Annotated in this window: 21 protein-coding genes and 1 pseudogene; 10 read left to right on the forward strand and 12 right to left on the reverse strand. The window is 62.7% G+C overall.

The window, feature by feature from the left end; translation table 11 throughout:
* The first annotated feature begins 49 nt into the window (after nucleotides 1–49).
* Complete coding sequence (locus HX899_RS23425) at nucleotides 50–1,678, forward strand: CTP synthase (RefSeq protein ID WP_012757532.1); 1,629 nt, start codon at nucleotides 50–52, stop codon at nucleotides 1,676–1,678.
* Nucleotides 1,679–1,751: 73 nt separating this feature from the next.
* Nucleotides 1,752–2,222: an SRPBCC family protein gene (locus tag HX899_RS23430; RefSeq protein ID WP_181293510.1), complete on the forward strand. Its 471-nt coding sequence runs from the start codon at nucleotides 1,752–1,754 to the stop codon at nucleotides 2,220–2,222.
* A 37-nt stretch (nucleotides 2,223–2,259) separates the two neighbouring features.
* Here the strand turns inward: HX899_RS23430 and HX899_RS23435 are convergent, their stop codons facing one another.
* Nucleotides 2,260–3,348, reverse strand: a complete 1,089-nt coding sequence (locus tag HX899_RS23435) for a citrate synthase/methylcitrate synthase (RefSeq protein ID WP_181293511.1) — start codon at nucleotides 3,346–3,348, stop codon at nucleotides 2,260–2,262.
* A gap of 83 nt (nucleotides 3,349–3,431) precedes the next feature.
* On the opposite strand from HX899_RS23435, the pseudogene HX899_RS23440 reads away from it, so the two are divergent.
* The 5 genes and pseudogenes from HX899_RS23440 (at nucleotide 3,432) to HX899_RS23460 (ending at nucleotide 9,676) form a co-directional block, all read left to right on the forward strand.
* Nucleotides 3,432–4,573 (forward strand): annotated as a pseudogene (locus HX899_RS23440) (citrate synthase).
* 152 nt (nucleotides 4,574–4,725) lie between these two features.
* Nucleotides 4,726–5,244, forward strand: a complete 519-nt coding sequence (locus tag HX899_RS23445; protein ID WP_003539836.1) for a FecR domain-containing protein — start codon at nucleotides 4,726–4,728, stop codon at nucleotides 5,242–5,244.
* A gap of 5 nt (nucleotides 5,245–5,249) precedes the next feature.
* Nucleotides 5,250–7,106, forward strand: coding sequence for a CHASE2 domain-containing protein (locus HX899_RS23450; protein WP_180194143.1), 1,857 nt, complete (start codon nucleotides 5,250–5,252; stop codon nucleotides 7,104–7,106).
* A 99-nt stretch (nucleotides 7,107–7,205) separates the two neighbouring features.
* The gene (locus HX899_RS23455) at nucleotides 7,206–9,176 is read left to right on the forward strand and encodes a DEAD/DEAH box helicase (protein WP_181293512.1); all 1,971 of its coding nucleotides are present in this window, start codon (nucleotides 7,206–7,208) and stop codon (nucleotides 9,174–9,176) included.
* Nucleotides 9,177–9,241: 65 nt separating this feature from the next.
* The gene (locus HX899_RS23460; protein ID WP_181293513.1) at nucleotides 9,242–9,676 is read left to right on the forward strand and encodes a GNAT family N-acetyltransferase; all 435 of its coding nucleotides are present in this window, start codon (nucleotides 9,242–9,244) and stop codon (nucleotides 9,674–9,676) included.
* A gap of 19 nt (nucleotides 9,677–9,695) precedes the next feature.
* Here the strand turns inward: HX899_RS23460 and HX899_RS23465 are convergent, their stop codons facing one another.
* Both HX899_RS23465 and HX899_RS23470 read right to left on the reverse strand, forming a co-directional pair.
* Nucleotides 9,696–10,541: an SDR family NAD(P)-dependent oxidoreductase gene (locus HX899_RS23465; RefSeq protein ID WP_181293514.1), complete on the reverse strand. Its 846-nt coding sequence runs from the start codon at nucleotides 10,539–10,541 to the stop codon at nucleotides 9,696–9,698.
* A 36-nt stretch (nucleotides 10,542–10,577) separates the two neighbouring features.
* Nucleotides 10,578–11,750, reverse strand: a complete 1,173-nt coding sequence (locus HX899_RS23470; RefSeq protein ID WP_181293515.1) for an NADH-dependent flavin oxidoreductase — start codon at nucleotides 11,748–11,750, stop codon at nucleotides 10,578–10,580.
* A gap of 108 nt (nucleotides 11,751–11,858) precedes the next feature.
* Here HX899_RS23470 and HX899_RS23475 point away from each other — a divergent pair, with 108 nt between their 5' ends.
* Complete coding sequence (locus HX899_RS23475; RefSeq protein WP_138389138.1) at nucleotides 11,859–12,752, forward strand: LysR family transcriptional regulator; 894 nt, start codon at nucleotides 11,859–11,861, stop codon at nucleotides 12,750–12,752.
* 244 nt (nucleotides 12,753–12,996) lie between these two features.
* Here HX899_RS23475 and HX899_RS23480 read toward each other — a convergent pair whose 3' ends face one another.
* From HX899_RS23480 to HX899_RS23490, 3 genes are all read right to left on the reverse strand, one after another.
* On the reverse strand, nucleotides 12,997–15,243 hold the full coding sequence (locus HX899_RS23480; protein ID WP_138389139.1) for a xanthine dehydrogenase family protein molybdopterin-binding subunit: 2,247 nt from the start codon (nucleotides 15,241–15,243) through the stop codon (nucleotides 12,997–12,999).
* Between the two features lie 12 nt (nucleotides 15,244–15,255).
* Nucleotides 15,256–15,729, reverse strand: coding sequence for a (2Fe-2S)-binding protein (locus HX899_RS23485; protein WP_181293548.1), 474 nt, complete (start codon nucleotides 15,727–15,729; stop codon nucleotides 15,256–15,258).
* 313 nt (nucleotides 15,730–16,042) lie between these two features.
* The gene (locus HX899_RS23490; RefSeq protein ID WP_138329400.1) at nucleotides 16,043–16,417 is read right to left on the reverse strand and encodes a c-type cytochrome; all 375 of its coding nucleotides are present in this window, start codon (nucleotides 16,415–16,417) and stop codon (nucleotides 16,043–16,045) included.
* Nucleotides 16,418–17,097: 680 nt separating this feature from the next.
* Between HX899_RS23490 and HX899_RS23495 the strand changes: the two genes are divergently transcribed.
* Complete coding sequence (locus tag HX899_RS23495) at nucleotides 17,098–17,763, forward strand: methyltransferase (RefSeq protein WP_181293516.1); 666 nt, start codon at nucleotides 17,098–17,100, stop codon at nucleotides 17,761–17,763.
* A gap of 10 nt (nucleotides 17,764–17,773) precedes the next feature.
* On the opposite strand, the gene glp is transcribed toward HX899_RS23495, so the two are convergent.
* Genes glp through HX899_RS23520 form a run of 5 tightly spaced genes read right to left on the reverse strand, consistent with a single transcriptional unit; the run spans nucleotide 17,774 to nucleotide 23,232 of the window.
* Complete coding sequence (glp, locus tag HX899_RS23500) at nucleotides 17,774–18,997, reverse strand: gephyrin-like molybdotransferase Glp (protein WP_181293517.1); 1,224 nt, start codon at nucleotides 18,995–18,997, stop codon at nucleotides 17,774–17,776.
* A complete protein-coding gene (gene moaC, locus HX899_RS23505) occupies nucleotides 18,994–19,491 on the reverse strand; it encodes a cyclic pyranopterin monophosphate synthase MoaC (RefSeq protein ID WP_168269697.1) in 498 nt (165 codons plus the stop codon). Before moaC ends, glp begins: the two co-directional genes overlap by 4 nt.
* A 1-nt stretch (nucleotide 19,492) precedes the next feature.
* Nucleotides 19,493–20,305 carry an indole-3-glycerol phosphate synthase TrpC gene (gene trpC / locus HX899_RS23510; RefSeq protein WP_181293518.1) on the reverse strand — a complete coding sequence of 271 codons (813 nt, stop codon included), beginning with the start codon at nucleotides 20,303–20,305 and terminating at the stop codon, nucleotides 19,493–19,495.
* Between the two features lie 9 nt (nucleotides 20,306–20,314).
* Nucleotides 20,315–21,331 carry an anthranilate phosphoribosyltransferase gene (gene trpD / locus HX899_RS23515; protein ID WP_180194150.1) on the reverse strand — a complete coding sequence of 339 codons (1,017 nt, stop codon included), beginning with the start codon at nucleotides 21,329–21,331 and terminating at the stop codon, nucleotides 20,315–20,317.
* Between the two features lie 8 nt (nucleotides 21,332–21,339).
* On the reverse strand, nucleotides 21,340–23,232 hold the full coding sequence (locus HX899_RS23520) for a peptidylprolyl isomerase (RefSeq protein ID WP_181293519.1): 1,893 nt from the start codon (nucleotides 23,230–23,232) through the stop codon (nucleotides 21,340–21,342).
* Between the two features lie 219 nt (nucleotides 23,233–23,451).
* On the opposite strand from HX899_RS23520, the gene HX899_RS23525 reads away from it, so the two are divergent.
* On the forward strand, nucleotides 23,452–23,733 hold the full coding sequence (locus HX899_RS23525) for a hypothetical protein (protein ID WP_003539806.1): 282 nt from the start codon (nucleotides 23,452–23,454) through the stop codon (nucleotides 23,731–23,733).
* A 116-nt stretch (nucleotides 23,734–23,849) separates the two neighbouring features.
* Here the strand turns inward: HX899_RS23525 and HX899_RS23530 are convergent, their stop codons facing one another.
* On the reverse strand, nucleotides 23,850–24,104 hold the full coding sequence (locus HX899_RS23530) for a GlsB/YeaQ/YmgE family stress response membrane protein (RefSeq protein ID WP_003539804.1): 255 nt from the start codon (nucleotides 24,102–24,104) through the stop codon (nucleotides 23,850–23,852).
* Nucleotides 24,105–24,232 lie beyond the last annotated feature (128 nt).

The raw sequence follows: 24,232 nt of genomic DNA on the forward strand, positions 1-24,232 counted from the left end.
AATTTTTGGGCTGGTGGAATCGTTTTTGAAAAGGTATCCGGTGAATCCCATGGCGCGATACGTATTCATCACTGGCGGCGTGGTTTCTTCTCTCGGAAAAGGAATTGCGGCCGCGGCTCTCGGAGCGTTGCTGCAGGCCCGTGGATATCGGGTTCGGCTTCGCAAGCTCGACCCCTATCTGAACGTGGACCCGGGCACGATGAGCCCGACCCAGCACGGCGAGGTCTTCGTCACCGACGACGGCGCGGAAACCGATCTCGATCTCGGTCACTACGAACGCTTCACGGGGCGTTCGGCGACCAAGACCGACAACATCACCACCGGCCGCATCTACAAGAACATCATCGACAAGGAACGGCGCGGCGACTATCTCGGCGCGACGGTGCAGGTCATTCCGCACGTCACCAACGAGATCAAGGATTTCGTCATCGAGGGCAATGACGATTACGACTTCGTCATCTGCGAGATCGGCGGCACGGTCGGCGACATCGAAGCCATGCCGTTCATGGAGGCGATCCGCCAGCTCGGAAACGACCTGCCGCGCGGCACCGCCGTCTACGTTCACCTGACGCTGATGCCCTATATTCCGGCGGCTGGCGAGCTCAAGACCAAGCCGACGCAGCATTCGGTGAAGGAACTGCAGGCACTCGGCATTCATCCCGATATCCTGCTGGTGCGGGCCGACCGCGAAATTCCCGAAGCCGAACGCCGCAAGCTCTCGTTGTTCTGCAACGTTCGCCCGTCTGCCGTCATCCAGGCGCTAGACGTCGCCAACATCTACGATGTACCGATCGCCTACCACAAGGAAGGCCTCGACGACGAGGTGCTCGCAGCTTTCGGTATAGAGCCGGCGCCGAAGCCGCGGCTCGACCCGTGGGAAGAGGTCTGCAACCGCATCCGCACGCCGGAGGGCGAGGTGACGATCGCGATCGTCGGCAAATATACCGGCCTCAAGGATGCCTATAAGTCGCTGATCGAGGCGCTGCATCACGGTGGCATCGCCAATCGCGTCAAGGTCAATCTCGAATGGATCGAGTCAGAGGTCTTCGAAAAGGAAGATCCGGCGCCCTATCTCGAAAAAGTGCATGGCATCCTCGTGCCAGGCGGCTTCGGTGAACGCGGTTCGGAAGGCAAGATCCACGCTGCCCGCTTTGCCCGCGAGCGCAAGGTTCCGTATTTCGGCATCTGCTTCGGCATGCAGATGGCGGTCATCGAGGCGGCGCGCAATCTCGCCGACGTCTCCGGTGCCTCCTCGACCGAATTCGGCCCGACGAAAGAGCCGGTGGTCGGCCTGATGACCGAATGGGTCAAGGGCAACGAGTTGCAGAAGCGCACGGCAGCCGGGGATCTCGGCGGCACGATGCGCCTCGGCGCCTACAAGGCGGCGTTGAAGAAGGGCACGAAGATCTCGGATATCTACGGTTCCACCGATATTTCCGAGCGTCATCGCCACCGCTACGAGGTCAATATCGACTACAAGGATCGGCTCGAAAACTGCGGCCTGGTCTTTTCCGGCATGTCGCCGGACGGAGTTCTGCCGGAGACGATCGAATATCCGGATCATCCCTGGTTCATCGGCGTGCAGTACCACCCGGAACTGAAGAGCCGGCCGCTCGACCCGCATCCGCTGTTTGCCAGCTTCATAGAAGCGGCGACGGAACAGAGCCGTCTCGTCTGACGACTGACAGCACCAGATCGCGTTGTTTCAGGCGCGATCTGGATAACATCCATGCCTGCGCTAACTTGTCGGCATGACCCCTTCACGCAGCACGACCGTCTCACGCTTCATCGCGGCACCACGCGAGCGCATCTACCGCGCCTTCCTCGATGCAGATGCGGTCGCCACCTGGCTTCCCCCTGATACAATGAAGGGCATCGTCCATGCCTTCGAGGGCAGGGAAGGCGGCGCCTTCAGCATGTCGCTCGTCTATCCCGACGACGAGACATCGCAATCGGGCAAGACCTCCGACAAGACGGACAGGTTCGAAGGCCGCTTTGCCAAGCTCGTGCCGGATGAAAACATCGTCTGGGCAACGGTCTTCGATTCCGAGGACGAGGGCTTTTCCGGCGAGATGACCGTCAGCACGATGTTGTCGACTGCGGATGGAGGCACCGATGTGACGATGGTCAGTGACAATATTCCGTCCGGGATCCGCCTCGAAGACAATGAGGAAGGGTGCCGCTCGACGCTCGACAAGCTGGCTGCTTTCGTCGGCGGTTGAGGATCGGCGGCAGGACATGCTGCCGCCGAATTCACTTTCAGGCAGCGGCGGGCAGCGGCCCGATATAGACCGAACGTGGACGGATCAACCGGCCGTCGAGCGCCTGTTCGCGGGCATGGGCCAGCCATCCGACGGTGCGGCCGATCGCGAAGACGCCGGTGAAGGCCTCGCGGGGAAAGCCGAGCGCTTCGAGCAGCAGCGCGGTATAAAACTCGACATTGACGTCGAGCGGCCGGTTCGGCTTGCGTGCCTTCAGGATCGCCAATGCAGCGACCTCCACGGCGTCCGCCAGAGCGCCGCGGGCTCTGTTTACCTGTCCGGTGGATATCAGCGGCTTAAGCGCGCCCTTCAGCGCATCGGCTCGCGGATCGCGGACGCGATAGATGCGGTGGCCGAAGCCCATCAGCCTTTCGCCGCGGTCGAGCGCTTCGCCGAGCCACGAGTAAGCATTCTCCGCCGTTCCGATCGCATCCAGCATGTCGAGCACGGGACCGGGCGCGCCGCCATGCAGCGGCCCTTTCAGCGCGCTCACCGCCGCGAGTACGGAAGAGGTGAGGCCGGCCTGCGTCGAGGCAATGACGCGCGATGCGAAGGTCGAGGCATTGAGGCCATGGTCCGAAATCGTCACGAGATAGGTGTCGAGTGCCGCTGTCTGCTCCCTGGTCGGCAATTTTCCGGTCAGCATACGCAGGATATCGGCCGCCTGCGGCAGCGAGGCGTTGGGCGCGATCGGTCTTTTGCCGCTTTGCATGCGAAGGATCGCCGGCAGGAAAACTGCGGGCGCAGCGAGAAGGCTGAGAGCGGTATCGAAATCCTCGCCGTCGGGCAGGCGGGCGATCAGCGCCCGCATCGCATCAACAGGAGGCAGAGCGAGCAGGGCGGTATCGGCGGCCTTGATAAGGCCGAAAATCCTCGTTCGCGCCCGCGCCAACCAGTCGCGCAATTCCGCTTCGTCGAAGCTTTTTTCCATCAGCCCATCGAGCAATAGGGCGGCGACGCCTTCATAGGTGCCGTCTGCAACCAGGTGATCCAGCGATACGCCGCGGATGATCAGTCGTCCCGCTTCGCCATCGACATCCGAAAGCTGCGTTTCGGCAGCAATGACATCTTCCAAGCCGTTTTTCATGTTGTTTCTCCTTTACGATCCGGATGATCCGACCTAGTTTCATTGACGTCAATCTTGACGCAATTGATCAATATGAGGTTCCGATGTCTTGGCTGACCGCCGAGGAGGCGCTGCAGGCGCTGAAGACCAAGCCGCAGACGCTTTACGCCAATGTCAGCCGCGGGCGCATCCGCGCCAAGGCGGATCCCGCCGACTCGCGCCGCAGCCTCTACCAGGCCACCGACGTACAGCGGCTTGCCGAACGCCATGCCGGCCGCCGCAAGACCGAAACGGTCGCCGCCGAGGCGATCCGCTGGGGCGATCCGGTTCTGTCGTCGGCAATCTCCACCATCATCGGCGGGCGGCTTTTCTATCGCGGAAAGGATGCTGCCGGTTTCGCTGAAGTCGCGACGCTGGAGCAGACGGCGGCACTGCTCTGGAACGGCGCGGAGCCACTCTCCTCCGGCAGCGGGACCGGACATGCCTCTCCGTCGCTTCAGGCGGCATTCCTGGCGCTGGCAGGGCGGGTGACATCGGATCTGCCGTCGCTCGGCCGCTCGCAGCCAGCACTTCGCCGTGAAGCAAGCGGGGTTCTCTACGCGGTCGCCAATGCGCTGGCGCCTGGGCCTTTCGACCAGCCGCTGCATTTGCGGCTTGCGGCAAGCTGGCAGCGGCCGGATGCTGCCGATTGTCTACGCCGCGCGCTGGTGCTGCTTGCCGATCACGAACTCAACGCTTCAACCTTTGCGGCGCGGGTCACGGCATCGGCGGGCGCAGCCCTTTCGGCCACCGTGCTGTCCGGGCTGGCGACGCTGACAGGGCCGCTGCATGGTGCCGCCTGGCAAGGCGTCGACGCCTTGATCGAGACCGCTTCCGCGCTTGGGGCGGAGCAGGGGATTCGCCGTACGCTTGCCCAGGGCAATCGCCTGTCGGCCTTCGGCCATCCGCTCTATCCCGATGGCGATGTCAGAGCCTTGGCGCTGCTGTCGCACTTCCCTCTGCCGCCGCAGTTTGCCGAAGTCCGGGAAGTGGGCGAGGAGATGGTCGGCGAGAAGGTCAACGTCGATTTTGCGCTTGCCGCAATGGCCGCCGCCTTCGATCTCCCAAGGGAGGCGCCGATCATCATTTTCTCGCTTGCCCGTTCAGTCGGCTTGCCCATGCAATGGAACAGATCCACAGCGGCGAATTGATCCGGCCGCGGGCGCGTTATACCGGACCGGCGCCTGAAACGGATAATAGAACGTAATAATTCCGCCGGCGATTGCGATGATTTGCTTTTTTGGTCTAGGGAAATATTTGAATTCGGCTATCATGCTTCATATTAGAAGACGGTTGGGAAGAAGACGGTTGGCGGGCGCTTTCGAAAAGAGCTGTTCCGCACGGTCAAGGGGACTTTCCATGAATACGACGTTTCGCAGCCTTTTTGCCGCCGCACTCGCTGCCGGCCTCATTCCGCATGGGGCGGCCTTTGCGCAGTCTGCCGGCTGCACGGTATCGCGTGATGCCGGCGCCCGGCAGGTGCTCAGCTGTCCCGGCGGCGTGACGGTGACGGCGGAGGCCGGCGCGGCCTACAGCCTCGTCGACCGCAACCGTGACGGCAGCCCCGATTCGGCATCGCTGCGCCGCAAGGCCATTCTTGTCGATGTCGATAACACCCAGCACGCCGGTGGTTTCCAGGTCGTGACGCCGCAGGCGATTGCGGCCGTGCGCGGCACCCAATGGGCTGTCGATGTCGCAGGCGGCCAGACCTCGGTGCTGGTCGTCAGAGGCAGCGTCGCGGTTCGCCGGCCGGCCGGCGAGCCGGTGGTGCTGTCGCCGGGCGAGGGCGTCGACGTTACCGCCGGAACCGAACCCCTCGTCGTGCGTCGCTGGCCGGCGCCGCGCGCCGCTGCCCTTCTTGCCCGTCTCGGCCAATAAATCCGATGAACCATCGCCTGCTGACTGTGATCGCGCTGCTGCTCGCCGGTCTTTGGGGGGCTGCGCTCGGCTATGTCAATCTCCATGCCGGAAGTGGCCTTCTCGACCGGATGGAGGCCTCGCTTGCCGATATCCGCAGTGCCATCGTCGGGGCGAAGACACCACCTCCCGTCGTCTCGATCGTCGCGATCGACGACCGTACCGCTAGGGCACACGGCTATCCGCTCGATCGGGCGACACTTGCGCGCCTCGCCAATGCGATCACCGCGTTGAAGCCGAAGGCCCTGGCGATCGACATTCTGCTCGTCGATCCGGGGCCGGAGGCGGGTGATGCGGCGCTGACTACCGCCCTTCGCCAGGGGCCAAGCGTGATTGCGGCCGCAGCCACCTTTGCGCAAAGCAGTCAGCGGGTCACCGATGCGGCCGGGGATCCGCTTGCCGCCATCCCGGAGGCAAACCAGCTGCTGTTGCCGCTTCCCCGCTTTGCCGAGGCCGCCGCGGTCGGCATCGTCAACGTCGCGACCGACCAGACCGGCACGCCGCGCTTCATCCCGCTGATCTCGCGTGCCGCAGACCGGCTGGATCCGGCTTTTCCGCTGCGTGCAGCGTCGGTGGCGCTCGGCGTCGATCCCACCATCGAACGTGACGCCATCATGCTCGGAAAGCTGCGTATTCCCACAGATATCGGCCAGCGTCTGCCGGTGACCTTCTATGGCGGGCACGGCAGCATAGCCACCTTCAGCGCCGCCGATGCGCTGGATGGCAAGCTTTCGCCGGATGCGGTCGCAGGCCGCATCGTCGTCATCGGTTCGACTGTCACCGGCGGCGGCGACGTCTTCCCGACGCCGTTCGATCCCGTCATGCCCGGCGTCGAGGTGATGTCGACGGCGATCACCCATCTTGTTACCGGTGACGGCATGGTGCGCGACCGAAGGATGCGGCTGATCGATGCCGCCACCGCCATCGGACTGCCGATCGTGCTCGTGTCGCTGGTCGCCTGGCGCCGGAGTGCGGCAGGCTATGTCATCATCGTGCTGACGCTGATCGTCTGGGCGATGCTCAATCTGTCGGCCTTCGCACATGGCTACTGGCTGAGTGCGGCGCTGCCGATCGCCGCAGCGCTGCCGCCGGCGCTGGCTTATGGCGCGGCCGAACTTTGGTTTGACCGCGGCCGCGCCCGTCATTTCGCTGAGCAGAGCGCGCTCCTGCAGCGCATCGAGGCGCCCGGGCTCGGCGAGTGGCTGGCGCGCGATCCGAATTTCCTTGCCGCGCCGGTGCGCCAGAACGCCGCCGTCATCTTCATCGATCTCTCGGGCTTCACGGGCCTCAGCGAAAATGTCGGGCCGGTGGCGGTGAGCGAGATGCTGAGCGGCTTCTTCGAACTGGTCGACGAGGAGGCGCGCGCCCATGGTGGCGCCATCACCAGCTTCATGGGAGACGGGGCGATGATCCTGTTTGGCCTGCCGGAGCCTGCCGATGACGACGCCGCCCGCGCCGCTGCGTGCGCGGTCAGCCTCTGCGAGCGCACAAGGGCCTGGCTTCAAGCGCATGCGGGCTTTGCCCAGAAGAAGATCGGCTTCAAGGTCGGCGCCCATTGTGGCCCGATCGTCGCCTCGCGGTTGGGCACCGGCGACCGGCAGCAGATCACGGCGGCAGGCGATACCATCAATGTCGGCAGCCGGCTGATGGAGGTGGCCGCCCGCCACGGCGTCGAGCTGGCGCTGAGCGCCGAAATCGTCCGCGCCGCCGGTCCCGATAGCGTGCTCACGCAGTCCGGCCGGATGGAGGGACCGTTGGAAACGGCGCTGCGCGGCCGGGCAAGCCGCATCGACGCCTGGCTGTGGCGTAGCCGCACGCTTTGACAATCGCCGCGGGAGCGGCTAGGAACGGCGCAAATACCCCGCCGGCTGGCTCCGGCCATGGCGCAGCAACGCGCCTGACAGCTCCGAAAGATCGAACTCATGACAGAATTTAACGGCGTCGTTCCGGCGATCGCCAAGGCGTTGCAGAAGCGCGGTTACGCCGAACTCACCCCGGTGCAGAAGGCGATGCTCGATCCGGCGCTTGCCGCTTCCGACGCGCTGGTCTCGGCCCAGACCGGTTCCGGCAAGACTGTCGCCTTCGGCCTGGCGCTGGCGCCGACGCTGCTCGAGGGCAGGGAGCGCTTCGGCAATGCCGGCGCGCCGCTCGCACTCGTCATCGCCCCGACGCGCGAGCTTGCCCTGCAGGTGAAGCGCGAGCTCGACTGGCTCTTCGAGATGACCGGCGCGGTGATCGTCAGCTGCGTCGGCGGCATGGACATCCGCAGCGAGCGCCGCTCGCTCGAACGCGGCGCCCATATCGTCGTCGGCACCCCCGGCCGGCTTTGCGACCATATCCGCCGCAGGGCGCTCGACATGTCGGAACTGAAGGCTGCCGTGCTCGACGAGGCCGACGAGATGCTCGATCTCGGCTTCCGCGAAGACCTCGAATTCATCCTCGATGCGGCGCCGGACGAACGCCGGACGCTTATGTTCTCGGCAACGGTGCCGGCGGCGATTGCCAAGCTTGCCAAGAGCTACCAGCGCGATGCCGTGCGCATCAGCACCGCGGCCGAGGAAAAGCAGCATATCGACATCGAATATCGCGCACTGATGGTCGCCCCGAGCGACCGCGAGAATGCGATCATCAACGTGCTGCGCTATTACGAGGCGACCAATGCCATCGTCTTCTGCTCGACGCGCGCGGCCGTCAATCATCTGACCGCACGCTTCAACAACCGCAATTTCGCCGTCGTGGCGCTTTCCGGCGAGCTGACGCAGAACGAGCGCACCCACGCACTGCAGGCGATGCGCGACGGGCGCGCCCGTGTCTGCATCGCGACCGACGTTGCCGCCCGCGGCATCGACCTGCCGGGGCTCGATCTCGTCATCCATGCCGACCTGCCGACCAATCCGGACACGCTGCTGCACCGCAGCGGCCGAACCGGCCGGGCCGGACGCAAGGGCATCAGCGCCATGATCGTGCCACTGAATGCACGGCGCAAGGCAGAGCGCCTGCTTGAGAATGCCGGAATTTCGGCTGCCTGGGCGCGACCGCCTTCGGCCGAGGAAGTAAGCGAGCGCGACGACGAGCGGCTGCTCGCCGATCCGATCTTCCACGAAACACCGCAGGAGGAAGAGCAGGGGCTGGTACAGCAGCTTCTCGCCAGCCACGGCGCCGAAAAGCTCGCCGCCGCCTTCCTGCGTCTTTACCGCACCAATCATTCGGCGCCGGAGGACCTCATCGAGGTTACCGTGCAGGATGACCGCAGCCGCAAGCGCCGCGACAATGCCGAGCCCTACGAGCCGGCGCAGAAGGGACCGCGCGAAGATTTCGGCGCCAGCGTCTGGTTTTCCGTCTCGGTCGGGCGCAAGCAGAATGCCGAGCCGCGCTGGCTGATCCCGATGCTCTGCCGCAACGGCAATGTGACGAAGCGCGAGATCGGCGCGATCAAGATGCAGCCCGAGGAAACTTTCGTGGAGATCGCCGCGGCGAGTGCCGAAAGCTTCCTGGCGGCGATCGGACCGAACAAGGCGCTCGAACGCGGCATCCGTGTGACCAAGCTTTCCGGCACGCCGGATTTCAGCCGGGCGCCTGCGCCGAAGCCTTATGCCGGCAAGCCATCTCGCGACGAGCGGCCCGATGATTCGTTCCGCAGCGAGCGGCCGAAGAACAAGTTCGGCAAGGGTCCGGGCGGCGGATATGCCGCGGCCGACAATAGCGGCGGGGACAAACGGGATAGCAAGCCCTGGAGCAAGAAGCCGGGCAACCCCCCTTTCGATGGCCCGAAGTCCGACAAGCCGAAATTCGACAAGCCGAAATTCGAAGGTGCTAGGTCCGAAGGCCCCAAATATGAGGGCAAGGGCGGCGCCGCACCGAAGAATAAGTTTTCAAAGAAGAAGCCCGGCTGATTTTACCGGCAGCCCTTCGCTGGTCCAGCGGAGGGCTTTGGGCCGTATCCCTGAGGGAGGCAAGGATGGTGATGGAAACGGCGATCCTCAGCGTCCCGGTTTTCAGTACGCTCTGCAATGAGGCCTTCCGGCTGCGGCGCGCTATTTTCGTGCATGAGCAGAAGGTTCCCGAAGCCGAGGAATTCGATGCCGACGATCTCAACGCCCATCATCTTGTCGCCGTCACGGCGGGCGAAGTCTCCGGCACCCTGCGGGTGATTTATGCCGAGGAACATGTGAAGATCGGCCGGGTTGCTGTTGCCGGCCAATGGCGCGGCCAAGGCATTGCAGCCGCAATGATCGGGCGAGCGATAGACCTGCATCGCGCTGCCCGCGACAACCGCTTCTATCTCACAGCACAGGCGGACAAGCTGCCGCTCTACGAGCGTTTCGGCTTCGTCGCCTATGGCGCGGAATTTCTTGACGGCGGGATACCACATCTTGCGATGAAGAATTACTGAGCATCTGCAAAGCGTCGTTTCAGGCTTGGGATTTCACGTCAAAGGCAAGCGAACTTGAAAGCTCCCGGTAGGCATCGATCTGTTGCTGCAACAGCGCGATTTTCTGTTCCACCATGCCAACAGCATCAGCTCCGGCGATGAACCGGCGAGGTAGCTCCGGATGGTTGACCAGGGTGATCAGCGCTTGGGCGAGTTTTGCGGGATCGCCGCTCTGCTGGCCGCTGGCGGATTTCCTGAATGCCAGGTGTTGGGAGCGTCTTTCGTCGTAGTCGCTGACAGATGACGGAGCATATTGGGTTGATTCGTCAGTCAGCAATTCCGTGCGAAAGAAGCCCGGATTGACGATCATCGTTTCGATCCCAAACGGCGCCACTTCGGGCTGCAACGATTCCATCCAACCATCGAGGGCAAACTTCGCGGCAGAGTAAGCGCTGCAAAACTCAAAGCGCAGCAAGCTGGCCGTCGATGAGATCGAGATGATCTTGCCGGACCCCTGCCGGCGCATCACCGGCAGGACGGCGCGGGTGACACTCATGGGGCCGAGGAGACTACTAGCCAGTTGCAGATTGATCTGAGCCGGCGTCAGCTCCTCAAAATAGCCTGAGTAGAAGTTTGCGGCATTGTTGACCAATAGGTCGATGCGACCAAAGCGTTCGAGTGCGGCCTTGACGGCAGAGTCGGCGTCGGTCGGCTTGGGTACATCCAGCGTGACGACGAGCAGATTTTCCGACTGGCCGATCGCCTTGGCAACGCGCTCCGGATTGCGGCCGGTTGCAACGAGTTTGTCGTCAGCAGCCAGAACCGCCTTTGCGAAATCCAGGCCCATGCCGCGCCCGGCTCCTGTGATCAACCAAACCTTACTCATCGAATTTTCCTTCATGCGAGATTGTGTGCCGATGCTCTATGCGGTGGCCTTCTGCCGCTGCGCTTCGTGATCATCGTTGATGCTGAACCAGCCGGTGGCCGCCTCGATGACGCCCCAGAGTTTGGCTGGAAGGGCAATTTCCGGGATTGTCGTGGTCCTGATCTGGTTCTCGATCAGCTTCTCATTGCCACTGCGTGAAAGTTCGACCCACTCTGGGTTTATCACCAGCCCTTGGCCGACAGCCACAAGCGAAAGGCCCAGATGAAGGGCGCTTTCCGCCTGTCGGGGTGACTTGATCTGGCCAGCGGCGATAACCGGAACGCGCCCTGCTACCCTGGCGGCGATCAGTTCAGCGATAGGACGATCGGCGATGGCTTCGAGTGGTTGGGCCTCGAGTACGTTCGTCAGCGAAGCATGGATGTAGTCGACGCCGCCGTCGATCAGATGCTCGATGAGTTCGTAGGTGTCTTCAATACGAAGGCCGCCTTCTTCAGGTTCTTCGGGCGAGACCCGGTATCCCAGAAGAAACGGACGCGTCGCGTGTGTGCCTATCACCCGCCTCACGTTGCGGATCACGGCGAGCGGAAACCGCATCCGGTTTTCCGGCGTGCCTCCCCATTCGTCGTCGCGATAATTGTGGAGCGGCGAGTAAAAGTTCTGGATCAGGAAGCCGTGGGCCGCATGCAGTTCGACCCCATCGAAGCCGGCTTCGATAGCGCGGCGGGTTGCTTCGCCGAAAGCAGAAATCACATCAAGGATTTCGTCGTGGCTCAGTGCGCGCGTCGTGCCGCCGCCTGGATTGAAAGGACCGGCTGAAACTTGCAGCGAACTGGCGCTGACAACGTCTCCGTCCGGGATAAGCGCCGGCACGGCCTTGCTGCCGGCGTGAAAAATTTGAAGAATCGCTGGCGCACCGCCGCTTTTGGCCGCCTCGGCCAGACGCCGGAGGCTTGGTGTGAAGCTGTCATCATAAGAAGCGAATTCGCCCGTGAACCCGATGCCATTAGGCAAGACATGCGTGCAACCCGTTAGAACGAGGCCAACGCCGTTCACCCTGCGTCGATAGTAGGACACTTCCTCATCGGAGACTGTTCCGTCGTCATTGGCTGACCACGTCGTCATCGGAGCCATGACGACCCGGTTTCGAAGCGTGATCCCATTGGCGAAAACGAAGGGTTCAAATAGTGCGGGGGTGGCTTCCATCATCATTGTCTCTCTTGCATGCCGTTCAAGTGGTTTGTGAAATGACAGGTAGCAATGAAGACAAACTTTGATTAGTTGGTATAATCTGCATGAAGTTAGAAATGAGAGAGATAAATGAGGCACGGTGATTTCAGCGAGCTTGCAGCCTTCATCGCCGTCGCCGAAGCCGGAAGTTTCACGCGAGCCTCCGCCAAGCTGGGACTTTCCCAGTCTGCCGTCAGTTACTCAGTCAGGATGCTGGAGCAGAGGCTGGGGGTGCGGCTAATCTCACGCACCACGCGAAGCTTGTCGCTGACCGATGCCGGAGAGCGTATGCTTCGGAGCCTCCGCCCTGCCTTCGAGCACATCGAAAGCGAGATCGCAGCCGTCAGCGCACTTCGTGACAAGCCGGCGGGCACTATCCGCATCACGACGTTTCGATATGCCGCCATGAGCGTGCTTTGGCCTGTCATGACAACATTCTTGGCGGAATACCCGGATATTGAAATGGAGGTCACTCTTGACGAGGGCCTGACGGATATCGTGGCCGGCCGGTTCGACGCCGGTATTCGCATTGGAGAACAGGTTCAAAAAGACATGGTTGCCGTCAGAATCGGCCCTGACCTTCGCATGGCGGTCGTGGGATCGCCGTCCTACTTCCAGAACCGCACAATCCCGATGACGCCCCGCGATCTCGGCGACCACCGGGGTATTAGCTACCGGCAAACCACAGGAGGTGGATTGTATGCCTGGGAGTTCGAGCGCGACAGCGAGGAGCTTGTGGTCAGAATGAACGGGCCGCTCATCATCAACGATAGTTTGATGCTGGAAGCCGCTGCTTTGGATGGGCTCGGGCTTGCCTACACTTTCGAAAGTCAGGTTTCACAATACATTGCAGACGGGCGACTGATCCGAGTCCTCGACGATTGGTGTCAGCCGTTCCCTGGCTATCACCTGTATTACCCAAGCAGACGTCAGCATACGGCCGCGTTTGCGCTCCTCGTCGAGGCGCTTCGTTTCAAAGGCTGACGCTCCTGCCAGGGCTGTCCGGAAGATGGTCGCGATGGGTTGGGGACTGATCTCAATTGCGCGATTGCCGATAGATGTGAGGTCCTGCCTGCCCTGATTGCTGGTGAGCCGCGCTGTCATCGCTGACCGCAGTCATAGCGCCATTATTGTCAAGACGCCACGCAACAGGAACATCGCGGCCCTGTGCGGCCCGCTGCATTCAGCGGCACACAGGACCGGGGCAGGCTCTCGTCCGAGCCAGGTTCTAAGCGAGGTTGAAAGGCATCTGTCGGACTGGCTTGCCCGTCAAGCGCGAGATGGCATTGGCAAATGCCGGCGCCAAAGGCGGCAGGCCGGGTTCGCCCATGCCTGTCGGCGCATCCGCGCTTGGTACGATGTTGACGTCGAACTCCGGCACATCCGTGATCCTTGCCACGGTGAATTCGCTGAAGTTGCCTTGCTCCACAACACCGTCCTTGAGCGTGATTTCTGAGCCGGCAAGGCATGTCGACAAGCCCATGATCGCCGCGCCCTGGACCTGCGCTTCCACGGTCCGAGGGTTGACGGCCAGATTACAGTGCACCCCCGCCGTAACCCGATGCAGCTTAGGCTGCCCGTCGACGACGGAGGCTTCCACCACGTAGGCCACCACGGATGAAAAGGATTCGTGCACGGCCACACCCCAGGCCCGGCCTTCTGCCAATGCCCTACTGCCGTAACCGCTCTTGTCTACGGCGAGCTGCAGTGCATCGCGATGACGAGGATGCTCGTTGCCAAACATCTTCATGCGATATGCGACCGGGTCTTGGTCGGTGGCTCGCGCTATATCGTCAAGCAAGGTCTCCATCACGAAAGCCGTATGGGTGGAGCCAACGCTGCGCCACCACAGAACCGGCACGTTGGCAACAGGATGATGCACTGTCAGGCGCATGGGAAGCGGATAGGGGCTCCGCATCCCCTCGGTCGTGGCGGCATCGATGCCGTCCTTCACCTGGAACTTCTCGAACACGGTTCCCGTCAGTATGGACTGGCCGACGATGGTGTGGTCCCAGGCCAGCACATTGCCCTCTTTGTCGAAGCCGATGCGAGCGCGGTGAAGATGCGTTGGACGGTAGTAGCCGCCCCTCATATCGTCCTCGCGGCTCCAGAGCGTTCGCACTGGCGCGTTCAGCCCCGCCGCCCTGGCGGCTTTGGCTATCTGGCAGGCCTCCATTGCCGTGTCGCTGCTGCTGGAAAAGCGCCGGCCGAAGCCACCACCCGATGTTTGCACGTTCACCACGACCTGTTCCGGCTTGAGGCCGAGCACGTTTGCTGCAACGCCGGCATCGAGCCCTGCACTTTGGCTCCCCATCCAGATCTCGGCACGATCGTCGGAAAGCCGAACCGTACAGTTCAGCGGTTCCATCGCCGCGTGGGCGAGATACGGGAACACAAACTCGGCTTCCAGACTCAAGGGTGCGGCTTCCAATGGCGCCATGTCGGCATCGAACTGGCGCGGGCCGGGGCGATTGGCGATCTCGCGAAACTGGGCAAGTTGCTTTTCACTATCGACCTTTTCGACAGCCGATGTGTCCCACTCCACCTTAAGGGCGTTGCGACCCTGAGACGCCTGCCAATATCCGTCGGCCACCACGGCCACACCCTCAGCACCGCGATCCAGCGGTACACGCAAAACAGCTTTCACGCCCTTTACTGAACGTGCTGCGCTGTCGTCCAGGGAGGCTATCTTGGCTCCGAAGACCGGAGGGCGAGCCACCACGGCTGTCAATTGTCCCGGCAGCTTGAAGTCGATGCCAAAACTCTGTTGGCCGCTGCTCTTGGCTTGTGCGTCCAGACGCTGGGTGGGCTGGCCGATGATGCGGAAATCCTTCGGGTCCTTCAACGCTATTTTCTGAGGCACGGGCAGGGCCATGGCCGCTTCGGAAAGTTCTCCATAACCGAGCTTGCGGCCATCGGGAGCCAGAACCACTCCGGCCTCGGTTCTCAGCGCGGAAACATCGACGTTCCAGCGGTCCGCCGCGGCCGCAAGTAGCATGGCGCGGACGCGGGCACCCAGCTCGCGATACTGCGTAAAGCTGTTCTTGATGGTGTTCGAACCGCCGGTAAGGTGCATGCCGAAGAGCGGATCAACATAAGCCATGTCATTGGTGCCGAGCTGGCTGCGTACTAAATTCCAGTCCGCGTCGAGTTCTTCGGCAAGGATCATCGGCAATGCCGTTTGGACGCCTTGACCGAACTCCAGGCGGTTGATTGTGACCATAACTTCGCCATTTGGCGCAATTTGAACAAATGCGGAAGGCTGCTCGGTCGGCTTCAGAGCGATGGGCGCCTCACCCGCGTCGGTGGACTGGGCGGCGGCCAGATGGGGGAAAATGCCGACAGCCAAACCGAGGGTCCCCGTCAGCTTTAGAAAGCTGCGGCGTGGCAACGCCTGGACCGATGTTGAACGGCCTCGTTCCAGCATGTGCTGCAGCGCACGCGGTAATTCGCTATAATCCATGTTCGGCAACATATGGCGTCTCCTTCAGACAAGATTGCTGGCAGCATCGGCTATGGCGGCGCGGATACGGGTATAAGTTCCGCAACGACAAATATTGCCTTCCATTGCCGTATCTATCTCCGAGGCGGTCGGCTGCGAGCCGGAGGGCAGGGATGCCAGGAACGCCGTGCCGCTCATGATCTGACCGCTCTGACAATAACCGCACTGCGCTACATCGTGCTTGACCCAAGCTGCGCTTACAGCGGCGCCGACGCGGTCGCTGCCGTCGGTCGCTTTTTCTATGGTGGTGATATTCAGGCCCTCGGCAGCGGAAAGAGGGGTGCTGCAGGAACGGACGGCCTCACCATCCAGATGTATCGTGCACGCGCCGCAAAGCGCGGCGCCGCAGCCGAACTTGGTCCCAGTCATGCCGAGCGTGTCGCGCAGGACCCAAAGGATGGGTGTCTCCGGGTCGGCATCGACCTCGTGCTGATTACCGTTGATATTCAGTGTGATCATGACTGGTCGGTTCTCCGATGTTTCATAATGGATGTGCTCGTTGCCGATCTCTAAGGAGAGCGACGGCGACGGGAGTGCCGCCAGCAACCTCCAGGATGATGAGACGCCGTCGACCAAGAGCCTGCTCTCCGCGGCAACGTTAGCTCGTCCGGCGGCGCCAAATTAGTTGGCAAAACCTGCACGACGTTAGAAAGGCGGCTTCTGAATACGAGGCAAAAGCACGAGCAGACCCGTCAACCCAAGACCGGTCAGCGATGATCAGCCGCGTTGGGTGCCCATCAATCGCCGGCTTGCTCAGCCAAGAGGTTCGCCGCTATTCCGACAGGGACTTCAGGTAAGCGATGATGTTTAGCCGATCCTCAGGCTTGGGTACGCCCACGGTCATTGTGGTGGTCGGTACAACTTCGCGAGGCGCTGCTAGAAATCGGTCCAACGTCGCCTCGTCCCATACTAATCCCGATGCCTTCATGGCCGCCGAATAGCGGACGCCTTCCGCAGCGCCGGCCGCGCGCCCGACAACGCCACCGAGCCCCGGCCCAACCTTTTTCTGATCCGTGGTCGAATGACAGGCGGAACAGCGCTGAAACGCTTTTTGTCCCAAGGCGACATCTCCCTCCGCTGCCGCAGGAGCCGTCGCCGACACAAGGATCAAGGTGGAGATCACAACAGAAGCGAAAATTTTTGTCATGCGTGTTCTTCCCGAATACAGGCTGTCGAAGCCCTGAAAGGACAGTGGAGTAGCGCGCGCCAGCACCGTGCTGGCAGGCCGCGCTAAAGACCTTAGACCCAAGACACGCCTCATCTTCGCCGGACATGGCATCGCACTGGAGATGGCGGTCGGTTGGGGACGTTACCTCGCCTCTGCATGGAGCATTAGGCGGTACTATCTGCATGATGTTAGAAATGAGGTTCATAAATGCCCGCGAGCCAACGATCGTCGACGAAGGGTGTCTGCCGCAGCATGCAAGCAGTGAAGCTTAAGCTTCCCTCGGAGCGGTTCTGAAGACATCGGTTGCAGCGCGGAAGTTCGCCTATTTAGAAACCGCATTCATAACTTCATGCGAGCTACGACGGCTAATCGTGCCGTTCGGTCTCCGCTATCGCTCTTCACTGCCCATAGTGGAGTCTTCCACCCAGAAGCCGAGGCTCGCAAGACGGTCTCGCTTCAACGGCCTGTGTTGCGTTCTTGAATGGCATATGGCACGCCTCATCACGAATAGCGGCTCAGTTCCTTGCGAAAAGCCTGGCTTGTCTTCATTATTTCACCTAAATCGTGGCGTGCATAAATGGCGGGGAATTCCACAACGGCGGCCTGCTCTTGCTATTAAAAACGATACGCCGTTACAGCGCCGGCAGGAGCAGACGACGATGAAACGCCCCGGCATGTCGCAACCCGATCCGGCCGCCTTCATCAAGGCCAACCTGCCGATATCACCTGTTCCCTCCATCCCCGAGATCCGGCTTCATACGGCAGGACCTGCGAGCGGGCTCTGGCGGCTTGCCGGCCGCGGAGAGGCCGATCCGCCGCCTTACTGGGCCTATCCCTGGGCTGGCGGCGCGGTGCTTGCCCGCCATCTGCTCGACCAGCCGAAAACGGTCGCCGGCCGCCGTGTCCTCGATCTCGGCGCCGGCTCCGGGCTCGTCGCCATCGCGGCGGCGAAGGCCGGAGCAGCCAAGGTGACGGCGGTCGACATCGATGCCAATGCAATTGCCGCGATCGGGCTCAACGCAGCGATCAACGGTGTGAACATCGTGGCCTGGGTCGCCGATATCATCGAGGCGCCGCCACCCGCGACCGACCTTCTCGTGGTCGGCGATCTGTTCTACGATCCCTCGCTTGCCCTGCGAGTAATGGCCTTCCTCCGGCGTTGCCAGGCGTGCGGCATCGAGGTGCTGATCGGCGATCCCGAGCGGGCCTACCTGCCGGAGGGAGAACTCAACCGAATCGCCACCCATGCGGTTGCGGATTTCGGCGGAGGCAGCGGCGGCGGGGCGGTGCCGGCGGGCGTCTTTGCGCTCTTCGGCTACGGCTGAAAGGCTGAGATTATGCCAAGAGATCCGGCCGCAACAGCATGACCGGGCAGGGCGCTCCGGCCGGCAATTCCCCCGCATGCGGCGGGCGGATGACGAGGCAGTCGGCTGCAGCGAAGACCTTCATCATCGAGGAATCCTGCTTGCCGAAGGGTTCGGCGAGCCAGTGGCCGGCAGCGGATTTCGAAAGTCTCGCCCGGATATAGTCCTGCCGGTGGTCATTGGCGCGCAGTGTGACGGCCGCCTCCACCGTTACCTCGCGCTGCACCGGCGGCAGGGAGGCAAGCTTGCGGATCAGCGGCTCCAGGAAGAGCAGCGAACAGACGAGGCTGGAGACCGGATTGCCGGGCAGGCCGAGTACATGCGTCTCGCCGAAGCTGCCGACCATCAGCGGTTTGCCAGGGCGCATGGCGATGCGCCAGAAATCGAGCTGCATGCCGGCCTCGATCAGCGTGGCCTGCACCAGATCATGGTCGCCGACCGAAGCGCCGCCGAGCGTGACGATCACATCGACCTTGGCGTCCCGCGCTGTGTCGATCGCCGCGCTGATCTTGGCCTTATCGTCAGGCACGATGCCGAGATCGAGCACATCGGCGCCGGCTTTGCGGGCAAGGGCTGCAATACCGAACGTATTGGATGCGATGATCTGCGAAGGGCCGGGCGTGCTTCCGGGCGGCAGCAGTTCGTCGCCTGTTGCGAGGATGGCGATCAGCGGGCGACGCAGCACCTCGACATCAGGCCGGTTCATGCCGGCAGCAACCGTCAGCCGCGAGAAATCGAGCACGGTGCCAGCAGACAGCACGGCTTCGCCTTCCGCGAAATCCTGGCCGCGCGGACGCACATGCTGGCCATGCCGGACAGGGAAATTGGTTCTGATGCCGCCCTCGATCTTCTCGGCATCCTCCTGCAGCAGGACGCTATCGGCGCCTGGCGGAACCGGCGCGCCGGTGAAAATACGGACGGCTTCACCCTGGCCGACGCTTCCCTCGAAGCCGTGGCCGGCGGATGACATGCCGATGACCTTCAGCTCGGCGCCCGGTTCCGGCGCGTCTTCGCGGCGTAACGCATAGCCATCCATGGCGGAAGCATTGAAGGGCGGCTGGGTCAGGCCGGCGGTCAGATCGACGGCCAGGACGCGGCCCTCGGCCTCGGCAAGCGGCAGCGTCTCGGACGCAGCAATGGGCTTTGCGCGGGAGAGCAAGCGGTTCAGGGCCTCGGCGACCGGGAGAAGGTTCATCTTGCCTCCGGATGACGGAAATCGCCGGATTTTCCGCCGGACTTTTCAAGGAGCCGGATGCCACCGATCTCCATTGCCTTATCGGCCGCCTTGGCCATGTCGTAAATGGTCAGACAAGCGACCGAGACGGCAGTCAGCGCCTCCATCTCCACACCGGTCTTGCCGGTCAGCTTGGCGGTCGCCGTAACGCGCAGGCCGGGCAGGGCGGCATCTTCCTCAATCTCGACCGTGACCTTCGTCAGCATCAGAGGATGGCAGAGCGGAATGAGATCGGCGGTGCGTTTTGCCGCCATGATGCCGGCTAGGCGCGCCGTGCCGATCACATCGCCCTTCTTGGCATTGCCTTGGCGGATGAGAGCGAGCGTTTCCGGCGCCATCTTCACATGGCCCTCGGCAGTGGCGATGCGCACCGTCTCGGCCTTGTCGGAGACATCGACCATATGCGCCTCGCCGGAGGCACCGATATGCGTGAGGCCTGGCTTTTGGCCGCTCATATCATTCGGCCGCGATGGCGGCTTCGCCAAAGAGCAGCGCGCGGGTGGCGGCGACGACGTCCTCCTTGCGCATCAGGCTTTCGCCGACAAGGAAGGTATTGATGTCGACGGCCTGCAGGCGCTTGCAATCGGCATGGGTGAAGATGCCGCTTTCGCCAACCAGGAGCCGGTCATCAGGCACCATAGGGGCGAGCGCCTCACTGACGGTGAGGCTGACCTCGAAGGTGCGCAGATTGCGGTTGTTGCTGCCGATGAGCGGCGAGGAGAGTTTTAGCGCCCGCTCCATCTCCTCGGCGTCGTGGACTTCGACCAGAACGTCCATGCCGAGGGCGAAGGCCTCGTCCTGCAGGCGTTCGGCCTCGTCGTCGGACAGCGAGGCCATGATCAGCAGGATGCAGTCGGCGCCCCAGGCGCGGGCCTCGTGCACCTGATAGGTCTCGAACATGAAATCCTTGCGCAGCGCCGGCAGCGTGCAGGCAGCGCGGGCGGCGGTCAGAAATTCCGGCGCCCCCTGGAAGCTCGGCCTGTCAGTCAGCACCGAAAGGCAGGCGGCACCGCCGGCCTCATAGGCGCTCGCCAGCGACGGCGGATCGAAATCCGGGCGAATGAGGCCCTTCGAGGGGCTTGCCTTCTTGATTTCGGCAATCAGGCCGAAGCGGCCGGCATCACGCTTGGCAATGAGCGCCTTGTGGAAGCCGCGCGGGTCGGACTGACCGGCCTGCATCGCCTTCAGATCGGCAAGCGACACGGCCGCCTTGGCAGCGGCGATCTCCTCGCGCTTGTAGAGTTCGATCTTCTTCAGGATATCGGTCATCGAACAATCCTAGTCGATATCGTTGGAAACGGCGATGAGTTTGTCGAGGGCGAGCGCGGTCGCACCGCTATCCAGCGACTGCGTGGCCAGCGTCATGCCGTCGCGGATCGTCTCGACCTTGCCGGCGATGACGAGCGAGGCGGCGGCATTGGCGAGCGAGACATCGCGATAGGCATTCTTGGCGCCGCCGAGCACTTCGCGAAGCGCTGCGGCGTTGGCGACACCATCACCGCCCTTGATGTCGGCGAGCACGCAAGGGCTGACGCCGAAATCGGCGGGCGAGAGCTCGAAGGTACGGATCTTGCCGTCTTCGAGTGCTGCAACTTTTGTGATGCCGGTGGTGGTGATCTCGTCGAGGCCGTCGCCATGGACCACCCAGACGCATTCGGAGCCGAGATCGCGCATGACTTCGGCAAGCGGTACCAGCCATTGCGGCGAGAAGACGCCGAGCAGCTGGCGGCGCACGCCAGCCGGACTGGAGAGCGGCCCGAGCAGGTTGAAGATCGTCCGCGTGCCGAGCTCAACCCTTGAGGGGCCGACATGGCGCATGGCGGAATGATGCAGCTGCGCGAACATGAAGCCGACGCCGGCCTCGGCAATGCAGCGGGAGATGATCTCGGGACCGACGTCGAGCTTGACGCCGAGTGCTGCCAGATTGTCGGCTGCGCCCGATTTCGAACTCAGCGCCCGGTTGCCATGCTTGGCGACGGGCACACCGGCGCCGGCGACGATCAGCGCCGCCAGCGTCGAGATATTGTAGGTGCCGCTGGCATCGCCGCCAGTGCCGACGATGTCGATCGCATCGGCCGGCGCCTCGACTGTCAGCATTTTCGAGCGCATCGCGGTGACCGCGCCGACGATCTCATCGACGGTTTCGCCGCGCACGCGCAGCGCCATCAGGAAGCCGCCGATCTGCGAGGGCGTCGCCTGGCCCGACATCAGGATGTCGAAGGCGGCGCGGGCCTCGTCACGCGTCAGCGGCTCGCGGCTTGCGGCCTTGGCCAGGAACGGCTTCAGATCGGTCATAAAATCTCCTAGCGGACCGTCGCCTTTTCAGCGAGCGTCTGGTTGATCTGCGCGCCGTACTGCGTCTGCAGCAGGTTGACCATCTGATCGAGAATATCATCGCCGGCGGCATTGGCCATGGCGGTGATCTGGGCATCGCGGTTGTTCAGCACATCGCCGGTCGGCTGGGTGTTGACTTCGGTGACCTTCAGCAGGATCTGCGTCGAGGGATCGGCGCCGACAGCACTTGCGACCGTGTCGATGGGGCCGGAGAAGGCAGCGGTGACGCCGGCCCGGCCGAGGACCGCATCATCGGTGGAGCGGGTGACGCCGCTCTTGCTCTCGACGGCGATGCCGAGCGGCGTCGCGATATCGGCAAGTGCTGTGCCCTTGGCCGCTTCGGCCTTCAATTCGCCGGCCTTCTTGGCGAGCTCGGCCTTCTGCTGTTCCGCCGTCCAGTCCTCGACGGCCTTTTCGCGCACTTCGGCGACCGGGCGGTCGCGGTCCGGCGTGATTTCGCGGACGTTGAACCAGACATAGCCGTCATTGCCGATCGGGAGCGGCGGCGCATCGACGCCGACCTCGGTCTTGAAGGCTTCGCCGAGCAGCTGCTGCTTGGCTGGGATATCCTTGACCTCTTTGCCATCCTTGTCGGCGCCGGTCATATCGACGGCATCGACGGCCACGGCGGTGAGCTTCAGCTGGCCGGCAATATCCTCGAGCGTCGAACCGCCCGCGCGCAGATCCTCGATGCGATCGTGAACGTTGATCACTTCCTGAGAGGCGTTGGAGAGCGCCAGCTGCTTGCGGATATCCTCCTTCACCTCGTCGAAATTCTTCGTCGTTTCCGACTTGATATTGGTGACGCGCAGGATGACGGGGCCGAAGGAGCCATCGACGACAGGCGTCGTGCCGCCATCGCGCGAAACCGTAAAGGCCGCATCGGCAACGGCCTGGTCGGGAACCTTGTCCTTGGTGAACTCACCGAGAAGCACATCGCTTGCCGTCTTGCCCTGGTCGGAGACCAGCTGATCGAAGCTGGTGCCGCTCTTCAACGCCGTTTCGGCGGCGGCGGCGAGATCCTTGCTGGCGAAGGTCAGCTGTTCGATGGTGCGGCTTTCCGGCGTGCGATAAGTATCCTTGCTCTTGTCGAAGGCTTCGTGGATCTGGTCGTCGGTGACGGTCGCGGCATCGGCAATATCGCCAGGCTGCAGCTTGAGATAGACGAGCTTGCGGTATTCGGGTGCCCGGTAGCGCTGCTTGACACCTTCGAACCACGTCGCCAGCACGTCGTCGGCAGGCGCCTTGATCGGCTCGATATTGGCATTGGTGAGCAGCAGGTATTCGACGCTTCGGCTTTCGTCACCATAGAGCTTCAGGGCGTCGACCAGCGTCTTCGGTGCGGTGAAGCCGTTGGAGATGGCATCGACCACCTGGCTGCGGACAGCAACCTTGCTGCGCTCCTTGATGTAATCGTCCTGGCGGATGCCGGCATTTTGCAGGCGCGAGATGAAGAGCTCGCGGTCGAACCGGCCATTGACGGCCTTGAAAGCCGGATCGTCAGCGATAAGCTGGGCGAGGCGATCTTCGGAAAGGCCGAGGTTCATGTCTTCGGCGAGCTGGTCGAGCGAGGCGCCGGCGACGAGCTGGGCGAGCACTTGCTGCTCGACGCCGAAGGCGCGGGCCTGCTCGGGGGTGAGGCGCGTGCCGAACTGCTGGCTGAGGTTTGCCACCTGGCGCTGATAGGCGAGGTGGAATTCGTTGACGTCCACATGCTGATCGCCGACGGTCACGACCGTGGTGCTGTTGCCGCCTGACAGCAGCTCATGCGACACGCCCCAGACGCCGAAGGACGCGACGAGCAGAAGCAGGAGGAGCTTGGCAACCCAGGTCTGAGCAGCTCTTCTCAGGATATGGAACATAGAAACGCAAACCTCGCAGTATCATTGACCCGCGCGCGGGCGGACATTCGACGTTCCTTAAAACAAACCCGACAGGAAATGAAGGGTTTGTCGCGCGAAAAGCTGCACAAGGCGGCCGCTCGGCCGCGGCGGCTTTGCGGCGAACAAAAGATCGGTTGCGGCGGAACCTTTCGGGCCGCCATTTCGTTGAAGCGGCATCCCATGAAACAGGAGCAGACCATGGCAGAATTGAAAACCGCTTCCGCCGAATCCACCGCTGCGCGCGTCAAGGCTGATATAGCAGCAGACGATCTGTCGGCGCAGGTCGCAGCCCTTCGCAACGATCTCTCCCGGCTGACGGAAAGCGTGGTCGCGCTGGGGCAGGGGGCGAAGTCGGCGGTGACCGACGAGGCTTCGGTGATGACGGAAAGACTGCGCGACAAGGTGCGCGAAGAACCGCTCGTGGCACTCGCCGTGACGGCAGGCATTGCCTACGTGTTCGGCCTGCTCAGCCGCCGCTGAACGGTAATTCAGAGTGAAGAAAAGCCGGGCGCCATGAACGCCCGGCTTTTAGTGTTTGCATCCGCCAAAAGTAACCGGGCCAGTTGACGCGACCGTGCTCAGCTGGCGCGACCAAGTCAACGGCGGATGACGCGCCCGATCGCGATCAAGATGCAGGCACCGACGAAACCGGTGATCAGATAACCCAGCCAACCGGCGAGCGGCTGGATGTGCAACAGACCAAGGATCCAGTTGGCGACGATAGCGCCGATGATGCCGAGCAATATATTCATGAGCAGGCTCATGCTGCTGCGCATTGCCTTTTCCGCCAGCCATCCGGCGACACCGCCGATAATGATGGCTGCAATCCAACCCACGCCTGCGCTTTCCATGGTTATCTCCCTCCTGGCAAAACGAGTCACAGAATGCACGAAACGAAACGAAGTTCCACTCCCAGTTACTGAGATCGCGTGCGCGTTCAGCAACTTATGTGACTCACAGCTGCAGCAGGGTGACCGGA

Source organism: Rhizobium sp. WYCCWR 11146 (assembly GCF_013591995.1).
Lineage (GTDB): Bacteria > Pseudomonadota > Alphaproteobacteria > Rhizobiales > Rhizobiaceae > Rhizobium > Rhizobium indicum.

Excerpts from the sequence above, each read along its gene's own strand:
- moaC (WP_168269697.1), bottom strand. The coding sequence starts at position 19,491 with ATGAGCGGCCAAAAGCCAGGCCTCACGCATATCGGTGCCTCCGGCGAG.
- HX899_RS23465 (WP_181293514.1), bottom strand. The coding sequence starts at position 10,541 with ATGAGTAAGGTTTGGTTGATCACAGGAGCCGGGCGCGGCATGGGCCTG.
- HX899_RS23495 (WP_181293516.1), top strand. The coding sequence starts at position 17,098 with ATGAAACGCCCCGGCATGTCGCAACCCGATCCGGCCGCCTTCATCAAG.
- HX899_RS23430 (WP_181293510.1), top strand. The coding sequence starts at position 1,752 with ATGACCCCTTCACGCAGCACGACCGTCTCACGCTTCATCGCGGCACCA.
- HX899_RS23470 (WP_181293515.1), bottom strand. The coding sequence starts at position 11,750 with ATGATGATGGAAGCCACCCCCGCACTATTTGAACCCTTCGTTTTCGCC.
- HX899_RS23450 (WP_180194143.1), top strand. The coding sequence starts at position 5,250 with ATGAACCATCGCCTGCTGACTGTGATCGCGCTGCTGCTCGCCGGTCTT.
- trpC (WP_181293518.1), bottom strand. The coding sequence starts at position 20,305 with ATGACCGATATCCTGAAGAAGATCGAACTCTACAAGCGCGAGGAGATC.
- HX899_RS23530 (WP_003539804.1), bottom strand. The coding sequence starts at position 24,104 with ATGGAAAGCGCAGGCGTGGGTTGGATTGCAGCCATCATTATCGGCGGT.
- glp (WP_181293517.1), bottom strand. The coding sequence starts at position 18,997 with ATGAACCTTCTCCCGGTCGCCGAGGCCCTGAACCGCTTGCTCTCCCGC.
- HX899_RS23525 (WP_003539806.1), top strand. The coding sequence starts at position 23,452 with ATGGCAGAATTGAAAACCGCTTCCGCCGAATCCACCGCTGCGCGCGTC.
- HX899_RS23435 (WP_181293511.1), bottom strand. The coding sequence starts at position 3,348 with ATGAAAAACGGCTTGGAAGATGTCATTGCTGCCGAAACGCAGCTTTCG.
- HX899_RS23445 (WP_003539836.1), top strand. The coding sequence starts at position 4,726 with ATGAATACGACGTTTCGCAGCCTTTTTGCCGCCGCACTCGCTGCCGGC.
- trpD (WP_180194150.1), bottom strand. The coding sequence starts at position 21,331 with ATGACCGATCTGAAGCCGTTCCTGGCCAAGGCCGCAAGCCGCGAGCCG.
- HX899_RS23460 (WP_181293513.1), top strand. The coding sequence starts at position 9,242 with ATGGTGATGGAAACGGCGATCCTCAGCGTCCCGGTTTTCAGTACGCTC.
- HX899_RS23520 (WP_181293519.1), bottom strand. The coding sequence starts at position 23,232 with ATGTTCCATATCCTGAGAAGAGCTGCTCAGACCTGGGTTGCCAAGCTC.
- HX899_RS23425 (WP_012757532.1), top strand. The coding sequence starts at position 50 with ATGGCGCGATACGTATTCATCACTGGCGGCGTGGTTTCTTCTCTCGGA.
- HX899_RS23485 (WP_181293548.1), bottom strand. The coding sequence starts at position 15,729 with ATGATCACACTGAATATCAACGGTAATCAGCACGAGGTCGATGCCGAC.
- HX899_RS23490 (WP_138329400.1), bottom strand. The coding sequence starts at position 16,417 with ATGACAAAAATTTTCGCTTCTGTTGTGATCTCCACCTTGATCCTTGTG.
- HX899_RS23480 (WP_138389139.1), bottom strand. The coding sequence starts at position 15,243 with ATGTTGCCGAACATGGATTATAGCGAATTACCGCGTGCGCTGCAGCAC.
- HX899_RS23475 (WP_138389138.1), top strand. The coding sequence starts at position 11,859 with ATGAGGCACGGTGATTTCAGCGAGCTTGCAGCCTTCATCGCCGTCGCC.
- HX899_RS23455 (WP_181293512.1), top strand. The coding sequence starts at position 7,206 with ATGACAGAATTTAACGGCGTCGTTCCGGCGATCGCCAAGGCGTTGCAG.